Below are 16536 nucleotides of genomic sequence, written 5' to 3'. Positions count from 1 at the left end.
CGTTTATAATACTTGTTAACCATTGTATAGCAATATGTTACAAACAATCATAACATGCTATACTTCATAAGACCCTTAATTATTCCATTTTGCTCTTGTACCTGAATAAGAATCAGAGGCTTTATCACCAGCGGGAGTTTCAACTTTGATAGTGATTTGTGTGTTTTGTTCATTAGAATTTTCATCATCAGTATCAGCTACTGAAAAAGTGAAATCGGTAATACCTGATCCTCCAACTAAGGCGTTTGGAATCTCAATACCTCCACCTGTAACCTCAAGTCCATCCGCTACTTCAATTGTTACTGTAGTTCCTGCAGGTAAAGGATTTCCGTTTGTATCGGTTACTGTAAGATCAAAAGTTTCGCCTCCATTTGAGGGAATGGTAAATGTAGAAGGGGTTAAGGTTATATTAGGAGTAGAGGGTGGAGCTGAAAATAGCACGTCAGCTTGTTCCTGAATCTCATTGTTATTTTCATCAATAGTAGTAGCTGTGATGGTTGCGTAACCAAATCCCAAGGTTGGGTGATTAAGCAGTGACCTTTTCCCACCGGATATTAAATCAACACTTACTTCACCATCTGCGTCAGTGTGTCCTACACCGGAGCCTTGTATAATTCCCCCCGTGGTTTCGAAGTAAACAGCCGTGCCGGGTTTAACCGGGTTACTGAATTTATCACCAACAATTACAGAAATTTGATTTCTGACGCCATCTCTGGCAAAACCTTCAAAATTGAATGTTTGCACTGAAAGGCTAAAATGGTCAGGGTCAGGGAATCCACCATGAATGGTAATAGCTACTGGTTTTGAGCGTATAGTGAGCCCTATGTCTTCCCGTTCAATTTGAGCTTGAATTTGTACAACACCGGCTAAATTTCCACTAAAAAGATTTGAAGTAACGGTTCCTTCGGAATTGGTTTGAGCGGAAAGCGGGGTTATTCCTTCTCCGCCACCGGGACCTGAAATAATGGAAAACTCTACCTCTTCAGCATTGTTTAAGTCCAGATTTCTCCCGGCTGAGTCTTGTAAAGCAAAAGTAAAGCTTGTATTAACGGTACCTCCCGTTTCTGCAATGTTGATACTTTCATTGGTGATTCCACCAGGAGCCAAGACGATTGCTGCTGCTCCGCCTGCTGGTCCGGCAACTCCGCCACCACCATTTCCATCATCAACTTCCTCAGGTTCAAGCTGAAAATCGAAATCAGTAATATTATCACCCTCGGCTACTTGCACAGTTTTAGTGCTGGGATTGTAATCATTGGCATTTGAAGTGATAGAAAGTTCCGTCAAAGAGCTAACTTGAATATCTCCCAATGTGTATTGCCCTTCTGCATTAGTTCTGGTAAATGTATCTGAAAACTCTTCGGGAGAATTTATTTGAACCGTAGCGTTCTCAATGACATTACCGGTCTGACTATCTGTTATACGCCCATTCAAGAATTTAGGAGCCCATAAAGAGGTTGCAAAAGCATTAAGTCTTAAATACTATAAATATGGTCTCACGCTCATTACGGGTATCACCGGTTCCGGTAAATCTTCCACACTTGATACAATAATTGATGCAAATAACCGGACGGTAGAGTCTCATATAGTAATAATCGCTTCACCCGTCGAGCTTATTCATAAGCCTCATAAATCAGTAGTACGCCATCGTGAAGTGGGCAGGGATGTAGAATCCTTTAAAGAAGGGGCTATTCAAGCTTTACGGCAAGATCCTGATATAATAGTTATTGGAGAGCTTAGAGATCCCGAAACTATATTGACTGCGCTCGAAATAACAGATTCAGGCCATAAAACATTTGGTACTCTTCATACATCATCGGCGATGGAAAGTATTGAACGTATTTTAGGTGAAGTGCCAACGGAGGAACAAAACAGGGTTAGAACACGTCTTGCGGATGTTTTAACTTGTGTAATTAGTCAAAAATTAGTTCCAAGTCTGGATGGTAAACGTGCACTGGCAAAAGAAGTATTAATCGTAAATTCTTCTATTAAAGCAGCAATTAGGAACAATAATATCAGTGAGATTTACCAAATGTTGATGGAAGGAAGTGAAAAAGGTATGAATACTATGGAGCAAGACCTCAAAAGGCTGTATACTGATGGGGTAATTTCAAAAGAAAATGTATTCAATTATGCCAATAACAAGACCAAAATGAAGCAACTAATGAGTGAAGTTAATTATTAAATACCAATAGATGCTTCAAGATAAAACATATACCGGGATTGTAGTTGATGACGAGACTCTTAAAGTTGCCAGAGTTCAAGTGGAAGGCAATAAGTTAAAGCTCATCAGCCTGGATAAAGTGCGTCTGGTAGAACCACTGATAACTAACAGGACTGAGAGTAGTCAGGGGGAAGGTGATATATTCGGTAACGAAACTGATAATGAGAGTGGAGATGATGAAGATATTATATTTGGTTTGGAGATGATGCTGAAGGAGCATCCGCCGAAGAGGGAGATAAAAGTGAAGATGTTGATCTTGAGGGTTTAGACGATGATTTAGGTGACATCGATTTTGATGATTTAGATGATGAATCAGATGATCTGGTTGATACTGATATGGTGGATGAATCGGACGCACCGGCTTCGAATGAACTTCTATTTTATAACCTCCTTACCTCAACTGATTCAAAAAGAATCGATTTAGGTTTAAGTGTCCCTTCAGGCAATACCATTTTTCAGATATTGCAAGACAATGACTTTTCTGATACCAAGAAAAAGGATTTAGAAGTTATTGTTGAAGATCGTTTGGAAGCCCTTCACGGAACTGTGAAAGATAAGGACCAATATTCTTACTCAGTAAGGGATGACGGCGCTTTATTACTGGCTTCGATAGATGAAGAGCCTAATTTATTGAGCATCATTAACCGTACTCTTGAGCTGTTCAGCGGCAAGTTGTTTATTAGTGAAATTTTGCCGGATGAGATTAATTTGTTGGGACTTATAAGAGCCAATTATGATCTTGATATCAATACGGTAACCGGGGTAATACAATTTAATGAGCACACAACGCGGGTTATCTTTTTAAAAGGAAATCAGCTATGGATTGTTTCTCCAATAATCAACGAAGGGACCAAAGATCAGAGATTCCTAAATACAGTTTTCAGTAAAATACTGTTCCAACTTGATACCGGAGAAGTTCCGAACCTGGATCGACTCATATTATGCGATAATTCCCTTGGTGATGATGCCATTGACTTTTTTAAAGACCGATTTCAAGATGTAGATGTCTCAGAATTTCAGTTTTCTGAGGAAGTATTTGATTCAGGAAATATCAACAAAGATTCCATTTCTTCTTTTACTACAGCTATTGGATCAGCTTGGTCGGCTTCGGGATTTAAGGCTGATGAGTTTCCGAATATTTCTTTCTTACCTGAATATGTAAGTGATCGACAAAAAATATTCAAGCTTCAATGGCATGGGTTGTTATTGTTATTTTTAATTTTAATAACTCCAATAGTAGCTAACCATTTCTATACACAATATGCTTCAAAAATAGATCAGCTTACAAACGAGGTTAATTCTCTTGACTCTCAGATTACCTCATTAGAACCGACTGTGCAACGTTATAATGAAATCAATAACGAACTAAGTCAAATTCAATCAAAACTTACACTGTTGAATGAGTTAAATGTTGGCACACTGCGCTGGTCTACTAATTTAGGGCTAATTAATGAATCCACTGAAGAAATTAATTCTATATGGCTTACATCACTCAGGGAAAATGAAAACAGTACTGAGATTAATGGGTATGCATTAAGCAGAAATCGAATACCCCAATTAGCGAACACGTTTAATTCTGCTACGCTGATTAGAGTAACTGAAGCAAGTATCCGTGAACGAGAAGTGTATGAATTCAGGTATATAATCAGAGACTTTTTTGAGGATGAAGAAATTTATACCCCTGAAAGTGCGAAAGGTATTAATGAACTTGTAGGGGAGGAGGACTGATTTGTCGTACGCTGTAAGAAATACCATTATTTTGTTAGTAACGCTTGCGTTATTTATTGGAGCATCTTATTCCTATATCAAATTCTTCCAGATGTCTGAAATTGAGCGTTTAGAGCAAACAGTATCTGAAAAACAAGATGATCTGAATTCTAAAAAGGCTACCAGTGATGCCTTTCCCGCATTAAATGAAACGTATAATAAGGCGGTTTCTATAATCGAAAACTACGATAAAACACTATTTGATAATCCTAATCCGGACGATGTATTCGATTATCTTGACTACATAAGTAATAGCGACACTCTGACTAAAGTTTATTTCGATTTTAATTTCACCGATTCTACTGCTCAAGACCAATATGGAATGATGTATGCTGATATCAGTGGTTATAGTAAATTTGTGAATGTTTTAAATTTTATAAATAAGCTTGAAAATAGCCGACTCTTAAATAAAGTTACACAACTTTCACTTGTGCCGGCTACCGGTGGAGCTGAAGAATTAGATGAAATTACGTTCACATTTACCTTAGAAAGTTATTATGAAAGAGTACCCATTCAGGAAAACCCAAGAGTTACAAATAGTTTGGTACTCAATGAGGAAATTTCAACATATAATCCTTTTTATCCTTTAATACAGCCTACAGTTCCGCCCAATACTGAAAATCTTATTAATATTGAACAAAGCAGAATTATTGGATTAACTGGAACAAGAATTTTTATTGTAGATCAAAACGGAAATATCACTTCACTTAGTGAAGGAGACCAGGTATATCTTGGTGAATTAGAATCAATTGATTTGGAAAGCAAATCAGCCACATTCAACTTAAATAAAGGTGGTATTACAGAATCTGTCACCTTGGAGTTAGAGCGATGAAATTATTACATGCATTTTTGAAAAAAATCAGTTTGTTGTTCATATACATGTTTGTAGCAGTAGCTCCACTATTGCTACAAAGCAGCGTGCAAGCTCAGATTGTTGATCCGCTAAACGAATACACCAATCCTGACGAGATTGTAGCATTTGATAAAAGCACCTCTTATGCTGAAGCCATTGAGGTTATAGATACTTTTGCTCAAGAATATGAAGATAAATTTATAGTGGATAACACCGGTTACAGTGGTACAATTGGTGTGAATCTGCCGGCCATGCACTGGAAAGACGCTCTTGAATATATTATGAGATTCCAGGACTTGGAATTGACTGAATATGAAGACTTTTATGAAATTACTGTACCTGAGCCGGAGCAGGAAAGTACCAACCAAACTGCAACCGGGGGTGCCCAACAGACTACCGGAGAAGGCCAAATGCCTTTGCCGACCACTCAAACTCGTGAGATAAGGATTAATGCTACATTTTTCGAAGGAAATAGAAGAGCTTTACAAGAAATTGGGGTAGACTGGTCTACACTTACAAGTGATGCTCCGGAAGATCTTGGGAATTTTGTGGGAACTCAAGGTACAGAAACAGTTCCATCAGGAAATTTTGATGATCAATTTGTTTCAGTGAATTCTTTTAGTGCATCAAGTGTATCCCAGAATGCTTTTAACTCGTTGGTAAACCTCGGTGAGTTAGGGGCAGGAATAAGTGTGCAGGCATTATTCAGGGCTTTTGAAGCAGATAACCTTGGCAAAATTTTAGCTACTCCCTCAGTTAAAGTGGTAGATGGGGAAGAAGGTAATATTCAGGTTGGTCAGGATTTTTCTATCAAGCAGCGGGATATTGCAGGTAATGTTATTGACCAATTTGAAAGTACAGGAACTATTCTGAATGCGACTCCTCAAATAATAACACAGGATGACACTTCATTTATATATCTGGATTTACAAGTAGAAAGATCTACAGTACAACCCGACGTTGTAAGTACTATCATAAACAAACAAAATGCTACCACCTCCGCTATACTTTTAGACGGGGAATCAACGTACGTTGCCGGTTTATATAGAACGGAGGAGTCAACAGTAAGAAGAGGGGTTCCAATACTGAAGGATTTACCGGGTTGGTTTTTAGGACTTAGATATTTGTTTGGATATAACTCAAAAGATTTCTCTGAAAATGAACTTATTATCATTGTTCAGGCTGAATTGATTGATCCTGTTTCGGAGCGTATGAAGAGAAGAAGGCTTTCTACGAGGGAGGTTTTAAATGATACACGAGACCGAATGAGAACGGATTTAGACCGGGTATTTAGTGAAGAAGACCCTGAATTAATTGGGGGAGATCCACAAGTAGAACCCAATGGTACAACTCAAGTGGATACAACGGAATCGGAAGGTCAGAATAGTTAGAATACCATAAACGAAGAGATTTCAAAGGAAGAACCTGTAATTGACGAAGAGTTAACGATGCAGGTTCAAAAGCCTGAGTTAATGACGGTGGTACCAAAAGCTTTCAGCTTAGATGAATACCTCGATTATCAAGCCAATGGTCCTGATGAAACTTCTGAAGTGGTAGAACAAGAAATGAAATATTTTATAATCGGCGGCTCATTCTTAGTTCCGGGTAACGCAGAAAAATTCCAGGAAATGTTAGAAGAACAAGGGTATAACACACAGATTCTATTTAACCCGGAGACCCGATTTAATTACGTAGCTTACGAAGCATTTGCAGATTATAAACAAGCAGTAGATCGAACCTTAGAGATTCGAGATACATTCAACGAAAATGCATGGATTTTTGAGCTACAGTCTGAATAAAATTCAGGAATGTTGTTTTAAGTATGTAATTGCAGCCTGATTGAAAGCTCTTGGTCGTTCTACATTACACACATGCCCACAATTTTCTATGACCTTTAGTGCGGAGTGTTTATGCTTATTTACGATCTGTTTAACGGGTGGTAAGAACATGTGATCTTCACTTCCCATCACATATAACATAGGAGAATCCACTTCTTTTTCTTTAAAATACTTGAGTAGCGGGTTTACTTCGTTGGTTAGCTTAAACCAACGCAAGAATTCCTTTTGATATAATTTCTTGGCCTCTCTGATAAACAAATTGCGGGATTTTGCATGTCGCTTACGAGGCATGATTATCCATGCAAAAAACTTATACAACCACATATAAGGGATGAACCGCTTAAACATATGACCGATAAATACTAAAATTCTCGAACGCACATTTAATCGGGTAATAGCACCACAAAGTACCGAAGACTTAACACGCTCAGGAGCAATTTCAGCAATAGTTCTGATAATAATTGTTCCTAATGATACGCCGATAAAGTGCGCTTTTTGAATTTCAAGGTGATCAAGAACTTCTAAAATATCCCGACTAATAAATTCAAAGGAATAATCCTCTTCATAATATTTTTGGAGCATGTCTTTGGACTTTCCATGTCCTCGAAGGTCAATCAATAATACATTGAAATGCTCTTTAAAATCGCGAAGTTGATTAAACCATATAGATGAGCTCCCACCTGCACCATGCACAAATATTACCCAGTCTCGGTCATCGGAAGATTTAAATTCTTTGTAATAAAGCATGTACAGAGGGTATCAAATATTTCTCTTTAAATAAATAGTGATATCGTAAAATATTCAAACAATTAAACAACATTAACTAAACAAATTGATAATGAATAACCAATAGCTTTAGTGAAACCTATAATTAATTCATCATAAAATGACAGCTATCCTCAAAACGAATTCAAAGAACAGAAAGTTTGAATCGATAACACAATTTACCAGAAAATATACGGTAAGGTTAGCTCGGAACCAGGCAGAAATTGAAGAAGCATTAAAACTTCGTTTTCAGGTTTTTAATATTGAACTTGGGGAAGGGTTGGCAAGCTCATATACCAACAATATGGATGTAGACGAATTTGATGCCCAGTGCGATCATCTTATTGTGGTTGAAAATGAGACAGCTGAAGTTATAGGAACTTACCGTTTACAAGATAATAACATGGCTGAACAGGCAATGGGTTTTTATACCATGAGAGAGTTTCAGATAAACTTGTTGCCATCTGAAATCTTGTTAAATGCAGTAGAAGCTGGACGAGCGTGCATACGTAAGGACCATCGCAATTCTCGAACATTGTATTTGCTGTGGAAAGGAATCGCCAAATATTTGTCATATTCAGGCAGGCGACATCTATTTGGTTGCTGCTCTATACCCTCACAAGATGATTACGAAGGTTGGCAATATTACCGATATCTAAACAAGCATGATTTTGTGGATACGAATATGTTAATCCCGGTTCAACCTGACTACATCTGCAAAGACAAAATTTACATCAAAAAGAGTGATCCGATATTGCCTAACCTTTTTACATTGTACCTGAAATTAGGAGCAAAGGTATGTAGTGTTCCAGCGATCGATCAAGAATTTAAAACCATCGATTTCCTTATACTACTCGATCTGCAAAACTTATCTACCGAAACTAAACAACTGTTTTTCACATAGAATTTATTAATTTCAGCCCATGCAATATCTACGGGCTTTTATAAAATTAGGCATTTTTCTTTTGGTGACCATTCTGCTTTATAGCATGATCATGTTTTGTCTGGCGGGAAGTATTTTTGGATTGAATTACGAGAAATACAGAGGGTACTTGCTAAAAACCTGGGGGCGTTGGTCATGTTACGTACTCGGTATAAAAATTGAAGTAGATGGTCCTGTACCTGACCCACCTTTTATGCTTGTTTCCAATCATTTAAGCTATGCGGATGTATTTGTTTTATTCTCACAGCTTAGGGGGTTATTTGTAGCCAAGAGTGATGTTAAAGCTTGGCCTTTGATAGGATTTATTGTTAAAACATGTGGAATTCTGTTCATCGACCGAAATCGAAAGCGTGATGTTAAAAGAGTGAATGAGCTTATATCAAAGAATATTAATCAGAATCAGGGAGTTATCATATTTCCTGAGGGAACGACAAGCCCGGGAATCTCAATTTTAAACTTCAGAACTTCATTATTGGAATATCCTGCTTCTGTAAATTTACCCGTTTCATATGTCGCAATTTCATACCAAACTGACTCGCCTGTTGCTCCGGCTTATCAGTCAGTCTGCTGGTGGGGAGATGATTCTTTTTTTGGACACTTTTTAAAATTGCTAAAGTTAAAATCAATTTCATGTACATTGAATTATGGCGAACAAAAAATTGTCGATGATGACAGAAAAGAATTAGCTATCGAACTAAATAAAGCCGTTCAGCATGTATTTGAACCAGTTATATCAGTAGATGATTTTGAAGAAAAACATGGAACCTTCAAACCTCTGACCTTTTAAGAGCCTGGCGTGATAAAACCTTATTTACTCTCGATTTTTCTACTATGTACAAGTTCTATGCTTAGTGCCACTCAAGCTCATACAGGGTACCTTAGTCAAGATATATCTGTTCAGGATACTACAAACATCAGTAAAGATAGTCTTGATGAACTGGTTCCCTATTTGGATGAGGTTGAAGCCGATTCCCCTGAAGAGCGTTTAGGAGTGTACTCACTGGCAATAGCTATATCTACTTTTTTTAGTGAAGACCTGGCTGTAATTGGAGGGGGGATCATGTCTGCAAATGGATTGCTCCCATTTTGGTATGCAGTTTTAGGGGCCGTTTTGGGTATCTTCATTGGTGATTTTTCTCTCTACCTATTAGGTAGATATTTGGGTAAACCGGTTTTAAAGTATCCGCCATTTAAATGGTTTTTGTCTGAAGAAAGTATCAAAAATTCATCGGCTTGGTTCAATACTAAAGGTCCCTACATACTAATTATCAGCCGATTTATTCCCGGTAGCAGGATGCCGGTGTATATAAGTGCAGGAATGCTGGAAGTTCCATTTTGGAAATTTGCTCTTTATTTTGGAGGAACTGTACTTTTATGGACTCCTATATTTCTTTGGCTATCCATGAAAGCGGGAGAGGAGATTTTATACATTTATGAAGCGTACGACCAATTTGCTATTCCATTAATTCTGCTTTTTGTAATTATATTCTGGGGATTATATAAACTGCTACCGTTATTATTTACGGTATCCGGCCGAAGACATTTGTGGGATAAGGTTAGGAAATTATTCAAGAGTAAGAATAAATAAAAAAAGTCCGGATGTTAATCACCCGGACTTCTCAATAGATATAGAAATAAGTTTATACCGATTCTATAATTTTATTTAGCGTTTCACTTGGTCTCATTCGGTCAAAAACCTTATCGCGGTCAGGCCAGTAGTATCCATCTATGTCTTCTGGATTTCCCTGAGCTGAAATTAACTCCTTATTAATCGTTTGTTCGTTTTGCTTCAATTGTTCAGCTACCTTTCCAAAACGTTCAGCTAATTCGGTATCTTCAGATTGACTTGCCAAGGCCTCGGCCCAATACATAGCCAGGTAAAAATGACTACCACGGTTATCATGTTCATTTACTTTACGGGATGGCGATTTATCATTTTGCAGGTACTTTGTATTCGCTTCATCTAAAGCCTCTGAAAGAATTAAGGCACGCTTATTTTCAAAGGTCTTACCAAGATGTTCAAGTGAAACCGCAAGGGCTAAAAACTCACCCAGGGAATCCCATCTCAAGTGACCTTCTTTTAAAAACTGCTGAATATGTTTTGGAGCTGAACCCCCTGCACCGGTTTCAAATAATCCACCGCCATTCATAAGCGGAACAATGGAAAGCATTTTTGCACTGGTGCCTACCTCAAGAATAGGGAAGAGGTCGGTTAAGTAATCCCGTAATACATTCCCTGTTACTGATATGGTATCTTTACCCGCTTTAGTGCGTTTTAAGGTGTAGCGCATAGCCTTCATGGGAGACATAATCTGGATATCGAGCCCTTCTGTATCAAATTCTGGCAGGTAGTGGTTTACCTTCTCGATAAGTTCGGAATCATGTGCTCGGTTTTCATCCAACCAGAAAATAGCAGGATCTCCGGTTTCACGTGCTCGTCTTACTGCAAGACCAATCCAGTCTTTGATAGGAGCGTCTTTAGTTTGGCACATTCTCCAGATATCACCTTCTTCTACTTTATGTTCCAGAAGTGCTGAGCCGGATTTACTTACAACGCGAACTTTACCATCACCGGGAATTTCGAAAGTTTTATCATGTGAACCATATTCCTCTGCTTTTTTGGCCATTAACCCAACATTGGGAACACTCCCCATAGTAGTAGGATCAAAAGCCCCGTTTTCTTTACAAAAATCGATCACTTCCTGATAAATACCCGCATAACTGCTTTCCGGGATAACGGCTTTAGTGTCCTGAGTTTCATCTTTTTTATTCCACATTTGGCCTGAATTTCGAATCATAGCCGGCATAGAAGCGTCAATAATTACATCACTAGGAACATGAAGATTGGTTATACCTTTGTAGGAGTTAACCATTGCAAGATCAGGTCCCTTTTCGTAACATTTCTGAATATCAGCTTTGATCTCTTTTTGCTTATCTTCAGGGAGCTCTTCAATTTTTGACTCCAGGTCACCAAATCCATTATTAGGATCTACCCCAAGTTTTTCCAGTGTTTCCCCGTGCTTTTCAAAAACATCTCTAAAATAGGCTTTAACAGCGTGACCAAAAATAATTGGGTCAGAAACTTTCATCATCGTTGCCTTCATGTGCAGCGAAAAGAGAACATCTTTTTCTTTGGCGTCTGCAATCTGGTTTTCTAAGAAATTGACCAATGTTTTCTTGCTCATATTGGCAGCATCAATCACTTCTCCAGGCTGAAGGGGAGTGCTTTCTTTAAGTACTTTTTTGGTTCCGTTAGCGTCAATAAATTCAATTTTAACATCATCGGTATCTTCAACGGTAAGTGATTTTTCAGAATGAGCAAAGTCATTGTCATCCATTTTTGAAACGTGTGATTTTGAATCAGAACTCCAGTCACCCATAGAATGAGGATTGTTCTTGGCGTATTCTTTGACCGGTTTGGGAGCACGACGGTCTGAATTGCCTTCCCGAAGGACAGGGTTTACAGCACTACCTTTTGCAATATTATAGCGATCATGAATTTTTTGTTCCTCTTCATTTTGAGGCTCTTCCGGATAATCCGGGATGTTATAGCCTTTTTCCTGAAGCTCTTTAATTGCTGCAACTAACTGGGGCACAGAAGCACTGATGTTAGGTAGTTTTATGATATTTGCTTCCGGTCTTTTAGCCAATTCACCTAATTCCGATAAATCATCAGGCACTTTTTGATCATCCTCTAAATAATCCGGAAAGTTGGCGAGTATACGTCCGGCAAGTGAAATATCTTTGGTTTGAACATGTATGCCGGCTGCCTTTGTAAAGGACTCCAGAATAGGTAAAAAGGAATGGGTTCCTAAAAAAGGGCCTTCATCTGTAATGGTGTAAAAAATCTTGGCTTTATCCGTGCTCATTTTGAAAATAATTTGATGTTATAATTGTTGATTGAAAATCTTAAACATCGGCATTTAAGAAAATAAAAGGGGCATGGAGTTTACAAATTTTACGGGCAAAAGAACATCTGTTAGATGTGATTAAAAAGCCGAGTTCCACTGAATAATCAATTCATTATTCGATATTCACCTTTCACAATCACTATATTAAGCTGAGATCGTTTAATAATGGTCTTTAACTTCATAAAGCCCAAAAAATAAGGTGTAATTATGATTAAGCCTATGTTTGGCTTCCGCCCAAAGCCCAAAAAATTCGATTACCCATTCAGATATTATGATCCTGAAAAGGATGAAAAAGAAAAGCGTCGTAAGCGCATAAAATTTGAAACTCATACCCGAAGAAGACCTAAACAATTTTCTCGTGTACTTTTTTTTGCAGTTCTGTTGAGCATTGTCGTTTACCTAATTTCACTTTAAAACAGATTATATCCATTGAGCAATACGCATACCAGCGATTCTATAATACACCAGTTACCTCCCAAAATTAGTAATAAAATTGCCGCAGGAGAGGTGATCCAGCGTCCGGCTTCCGTCGTAAAAGAACTTTTAGATAATGCTATTGATGCCGGTGCCGATCAAATCAAAATACTTATTCAAAATGCGGGTAAAACCCTGATTCAGGTTTCTGACAATGGCTGTGGCATGAGCAAAGAAGATTTACCGCTTTGTTTTGAGCGGCATGCCACTTCTAAGATTAATTCTGTTGACGATCTATTCAAGATTCGCACTCTTGGCTTTAGAGGAGAGGCGATGGCATCTATTGCTTCGGTTTCACAAGTTACGGTTCGCACCAAAAGAGCGGAAGATGAAAACGGTTGGGAATTCGAAGTTTGGGGCGGAGATGAAAAAGAAGTAAAACCCGCTGCCGTTGATGATGGTACAACCATTGCAATTCGAAACCTGTTTTTTAATGTGCCGGCAAGACGCCAATTTTTGAAAACCGATGTAACGGAATTACGGCACATATTAAAAACGGTACAGTATGCTTCTTTAGCTAATACCGATGTGGCTTTTTATATAGAAGCTGATGGAGATATTATTAATGATTTACCTATTCAGGACTTGAAAGATCGGGTTACCCAGATATTTGGAAGTTCATATAAAGCAAGTCTGATAGAGTTCGAAGAAGAAACAAGCTATGTGAAAATTCATGGATTTGCTTCGGATCCTAAATTGGCAAAAAAAAGCAGGGGAGAACAATTTCTGTTTGTGAATGGGCGTCCATTTCAGCATCGGTACCTAACGCATGTAATATTGAGTTTATATGATGCCTGGACTCGCAATAACGAATACCCCTTTTATGCTCTGTTTTTTGATATCGATCCCTCTAAAGTGGATGTAAATGTTCATCCTACTAAAATGGAGGTTAAATTTGAAGATGAGAGAAGTGTTATTCAGCTTGCTCGTTCCGTGGTAAACAGGGCGCTAAACTCCCATTTTAAAGTTCCTGATATCCAAGAAGATAAAGATGCTTTTTTGAGTGATGATTACTCAAAAGGATTTGGTTCCAATTTTAGTTTCAACAGGCCGGAATCAAGCAGGAAGAGTGCCGGGGGATTTCAAATTCCATCCCGTATAAATACCCAGTCTAATCCTGTAAAAGGAAAGGGTGATGAGTTTGGAGAACAGCTATATGGCCGGGACTCGGGTTCCAGAAGGTCTATGGAGTTTGCGACCGGTGATGAGTCATCACAAAAAACTCATACCGGAAAGGTAACTCAGGATAAAGGATTTTGGCAGCTTCATAACAGTTATATACTCACCCAAACCCGCACCGGACTTACTGTTATTCATCAGCATTTGGCTCATAAGCGCATCATTTATGAAAAAGCGATCAATGCCACGGAGGAGGCGCTTCCAAGCACGCAACAACTCTTGTTTGCGCAAACACTGGAGTTATCTGCATCCGACTACACCTTGCTTAAAGAATTGCACGGTATTATTCAGCGTATGGGTTTTTCAGTGCAGTTGTTAAGTGGAAATACCGCTATGATTAATGGTGTTCCAGCCGATATTGAGATTGGAAATGAAGAAGAAGTTCTTGTTTCGATGCTTCATCAATACCAGGAATTGGGACAGAAGATAAAACTTGAAGCCCGGGAGAAACTTGCCATTGCTTTTGCTGCTAAAGCGGCTATACAGAGAGGTAAAAAACTTACGCAGGAAGAAATGGAATCTTTGGTAGATCAGCTGTTTGCTTGCGAGCAGCCCTATCTCGATCCACTTAAAAAACCAACGATTAGCTATATTCCCCTGGATGAAATTGAAGCTCGTTTTAGATAGTCATTGAACATTACTGTTGATGACTTATAAGAACGCTTTTACCGGACGAAAACATCGTACAGAGAACCTGCGAGCGTCCGTAGGTCCTCGCAGCGTTCGGCACTTCAGCTATATCCTCGTAACGCTCGCAGGACCTTCGGACGCTGCGAGGTTACTTTACTCAAAGACTGCTATAGGTTTATTTTTAACTGGTAAACTCGTTTATAAGAGTATTTGGCTAAGCACATATATCAAGATAGTCCTGAAGACGTGCTGTACCATCTTTGTCATCTTGTATTTTGAGAGCCGCTTTTACCCCATCGTGAACAGTGTTGAAAAAACGATTTGATTTCACAAAAGTGCTGATGTCAGATTTACGCAGTACATCTCGTACCGGACCTATCAAACCGGAAATGTAGAGTTCAATACCTTCCTTGTTCAGTGTTTCTATAATCATAAGGAGGGAATCCATGGCAGAAACGTCCATATCACCAATTGTTGTGCCATCGATAATTACATATCTCGGTGCGTCAGTTCCGTTCATGCTTTTGTTGAGAATATAGTTTTTGAAAAACTCGGCATTAACGAAAGAGAAGGGGGCATCAACACGAAGTATTAGAACACCTGGAATACTTTTTGCCTCAGAAAAACGATTTTTGTTTTTAAAGTCTCTGGTTCCGGGAATTAGACCCAATTCTGCTACTGTAGGATTACTCATTTTTAGAAGAAGGGCCAAAACAGATATCACCAATCCTATGATAATTCCTTCCTGAATACCAATTGCCAAAACGCTTACAAAAGTAATTGAAGCCACAATTGCATCGCGAGGCTTGGTCTGTATTAAAAATCGAATTTCTTTAATATCAATTAAACTACTTACCGATACTACGATAATTGCAGCAAGAAGAGGCTTAGGGAGAACTTCAAAAAGAGGAGTCAAAAACAGTAGTGTAAACAGTATTAAAATACCGGCAAAGTAGTTATGGATAGAAGTTTTACATCCGGCTTGTTCTGCTATAGCAGAGCGTGTAAAACTTGAAGAAATCGGCAACGATTGAAAGAAACTGCCAACCAGGTTACTACTTCCAATGGCTAATAATTCACGGTTGGGATTTACCGTATATCCATGTTTTCTTGCAAATGATTTGGAAAGCGATGCTACCGTCATAAACTGAATAAGTGCCAGCGTTAACGCATTGGGAGCAAGTTGTTTAAGTGTTTCTAAATTTAATGATGAAAGCCCCATTTCTGGTAATCCTCTTGGAATATTACCGACCTGTTCAATACCCCATTGTGAGATACTTATAAATGAAACTATCAGAATTGTGAGGGTAACAAGGATAACCGATTCCGGTAATTTTGAATAATAACGGCGCATCAGTACCAAAAATAATATGAAGAATACTGAGAGCACCAAGGTGGGGTAATGAAGGTTTCCTATTTGTTCCCCAACCTGAAATAGCATTTCATGAACAAATTGGGAATTTGGTACATCAATTTTGACTAAAGTCCCAATTTGGCTGGCAATTATTATAATGGGAGCAGCTATGGTGAAGCCGGAAATTACCGGCCGGGAGAATAAATTAAATACAAAACCAAGCTTCATAAATCCCATAGCCAATTGGAATATGCCGGTTAGGAAGGCAATCATAACTGCAAGAGTAACCTTTTCAGTGATATTATCACCGGCTAAGAACCCAAGTCCCGCAGCTAAGATTAGCATATCAATGGCCACCGGACCAATTGAAATATGACGGGACGTTCCGAGCAATGGATAAATAAATAAAGGTACAAGACCTGCATAAAGGCCATAAATGGGAGGGAGACCGGCAATAACGGCGTAGGCCATTCCCTGCGGAATCAGAACAATTCCAACAGTAGAACCGGAAATGATATCAGCTTTTAACTTTTGGACATCATAGTCTTTTAAGACTTGTATTATTGGCAAGTATCTTATCAAAAATTCCTTCATTGCA

The 16536-nt window shown here is 38.5% G+C and carries 14 protein-coding genes; 10 read left to right on the top strand and 4 right to left on the bottom strand.

Features of this window, described 5'->3' with window-relative positions; translation table 11 throughout:
* Positions 1-75: 75 nt before the first annotated feature.
* Complete coding sequence (locus tag RI561_RS08385; RefSeq protein WP_395079780.1) at positions 76-1434, bottom strand: carboxypeptidase regulatory-like domain-containing protein; 1359 nt, start codon at positions 1432-1434, stop codon at positions 76-78.
* On the opposite strand from RI561_RS08385, the gene RI561_RS08380 reads away from it, so the two are divergent.
* The 6 genes from RI561_RS08380 (at position 1421) to RI561_RS08355 (ending at position 6643) form a co-directional block, all read left to right on the top strand.
* Positions 1421-2185 carry a type IV pilus twitching motility protein PilT gene (locus tag RI561_RS08380; RefSeq protein ID WP_395079783.1) on the top strand — a complete coding sequence of 255 codons (765 nt, stop codon included), beginning with the start codon at positions 1421-1423 and terminating at the stop codon, positions 2183-2185. The genes RI561_RS08385 and RI561_RS08380 overlap by 14 nt on opposite strands.
* Positions 2186-2195: 10 nt before the next feature.
* The gene (locus RI561_RS08375) at positions 2196-2492 is read left to right on the top strand and encodes a hypothetical protein (protein WP_395079779.1); all 297 of its coding nucleotides are present in this window, start codon (positions 2196-2198) and stop codon (positions 2490-2492) included.
* 68 nt (positions 2493-2560) lie between these two features.
* Complete coding sequence (locus RI561_RS08370; protein WP_395079778.1) at positions 2561-3952, top strand: PilN domain-containing protein; 1392 nt, start codon at positions 2561-2563, stop codon at positions 3950-3952.
* A gap of 91 nt (positions 3953-4043) precedes the next feature.
* The gene (locus tag RI561_RS08365) at positions 4044-4823 is read left to right on the top strand and encodes a hypothetical protein (protein WP_395079777.1); all 780 of its coding nucleotides are present in this window, start codon (positions 4044-4046) and stop codon (positions 4821-4823) included.
* 17 nt (positions 4824-4840) lie between these two features.
* Complete coding sequence (locus tag RI561_RS08360; protein ID WP_395079776.1) at positions 4841-6235, top strand: type II secretion system protein GspD; 1395 nt, start codon at positions 4841-4843, stop codon at positions 6233-6235.
* 57 nt (positions 6236-6292) lie between these two features.
* Positions 6293-6643 carry an SPOR domain-containing protein gene (locus RI561_RS08355; RefSeq protein ID WP_395079775.1) on the top strand — a complete coding sequence of 117 codons (351 nt, stop codon included), beginning with the start codon at positions 6293-6295 and terminating at the stop codon, positions 6641-6643.
* Between the two features lie 3 nt (positions 6644-6646).
* On the opposite strand, the gene RI561_RS08350 is transcribed toward RI561_RS08355, so the two are convergent.
* Positions 6647-7429, bottom strand: a complete 783-nt coding sequence (locus RI561_RS08350) for an alpha/beta fold hydrolase (RefSeq protein ID WP_395079774.1) — start codon at positions 7427-7429, stop codon at positions 6647-6649.
* Between the two features lie 139 nt (positions 7430-7568).
* Between RI561_RS08350 and RI561_RS08345 the strand changes: the two genes are divergently transcribed.
* Genes RI561_RS08345 through RI561_RS08335 form a run of 3 tightly spaced genes read left to right on the top strand, consistent with a single transcriptional unit; the run spans position 7569 to position 9978 of the window.
* Positions 7569-8351: a GNAT family N-acetyltransferase gene (locus RI561_RS08345; RefSeq protein ID WP_395079773.1), complete on the top strand. Its 783-nt coding sequence runs from the start codon at positions 7569-7571 to the stop codon at positions 8349-8351.
* Positions 8352-8370: 19 nt separating this feature from the next.
* Positions 8371-9177 carry a lysophospholipid acyltransferase family protein gene (locus RI561_RS08340; protein WP_395079772.1) on the top strand — a complete coding sequence of 269 codons (807 nt, stop codon included), beginning with the start codon at positions 8371-8373 and terminating at the stop codon, positions 9175-9177.
* A 57-nt stretch (positions 9178-9234) separates the two neighbouring features.
* Positions 9235-9978, top strand: a complete 744-nt coding sequence (locus RI561_RS08335) for a DedA family protein (protein ID WP_395079771.1) — start codon at positions 9235-9237, stop codon at positions 9976-9978.
* Between the two features lie 52 nt (positions 9979-10030).
* On the opposite strand, the gene RI561_RS08330 is transcribed toward RI561_RS08335, so the two are convergent.
* Positions 10031-12259 carry an NADP-dependent isocitrate dehydrogenase gene (locus RI561_RS08330; protein ID WP_395079770.1) on the bottom strand — a complete coding sequence of 743 codons (2229 nt, stop codon included), beginning with the start codon at positions 12257-12259 and terminating at the stop codon, positions 10031-10033.
* Positions 12260-12730: 471 nt separating this feature from the next.
* Between RI561_RS08330 and mutL the strand changes: the two genes are divergently transcribed.
* Positions 12731-14581 (top strand): DNA mismatch repair endonuclease MutL, encoded by a 1851-nt coding sequence (mutL, locus tag RI561_RS08325; RefSeq protein ID WP_395079769.1) that lies wholly within the window; start codon positions 12731-12733, stop codon positions 14579-14581.
* A 217-nt stretch (positions 14582-14798) separates the two neighbouring features.
* Here the strand turns inward: mutL and RI561_RS08320 are convergent, their stop codons facing one another.
* Positions 14799-16508, bottom strand: a complete 1710-nt coding sequence (locus RI561_RS08320; RefSeq protein ID WP_395079768.1) for a SulP family inorganic anion transporter — start codon at positions 16506-16508, stop codon at positions 14799-14801.
* Positions 16509-16536: the final 28 nt, after the last annotated feature.

It is taken from the genome of Gracilimonas sp., from assembly GCF_031581265.1.
Classification (GTDB): domain Bacteria; phylum Bacteroidota; class Rhodothermia; order Balneolales; family Balneolaceae; genus Gracilimonas.
This window is presented reverse-complemented; position numbering and strand designations above follow the sequence as displayed.

Coding starts and splice junctions, on each gene's coding strand:
- RI561_RS08375 (WP_395079779.1), top strand. CDS start 2,196: ATGCTTCAAGATAAAACATATACCGGGATTGTAGTTGATGACGAGACT.
- RI561_RS08370 (WP_395079778.1), top strand. CDS start 2,561: ATGGTGGATGAATCGGACGCACCGGCTTCGAATGAACTTCTATTTTAT.
- RI561_RS08365 (WP_395079777.1), top strand. CDS start 4,044: ATGTCTGAAATTGAGCGTTTAGAGCAAACAGTATCTGAAAAACAAGAT.
- RI561_RS08355 (WP_395079775.1), top strand. CDS start 6,293: ATGCAGGTTCAAAAGCCTGAGTTAATGACGGTGGTACCAAAAGCTTTC.
- RI561_RS08350 (WP_395079774.1), bottom strand. CDS start 7,429: ATGCTTTATTACAAAGAATTTAAATCTTCCGATGACCGAGACTGGGTA.
- RI561_RS08345 (WP_395079773.1), top strand. CDS start 7,569: ATGACAGCTATCCTCAAAACGAATTCAAAGAACAGAAAGTTTGAATCG.
- RI561_RS08340 (WP_395079772.1), top strand. CDS start 8,371: ATGCAATATCTACGGGCTTTTATAAAATTAGGCATTTTTCTTTTGGTG.
- RI561_RS08335 (WP_395079771.1), top strand. CDS start 9,235: ATGCTTAGTGCCACTCAAGCTCATACAGGGTACCTTAGTCAAGATATA.
- RI561_RS08330 (WP_395079770.1), bottom strand. CDS start 12,259: ATGAGCACGGATAAAGCCAAGATTTTTTACACCATTACAGATGAAGGC.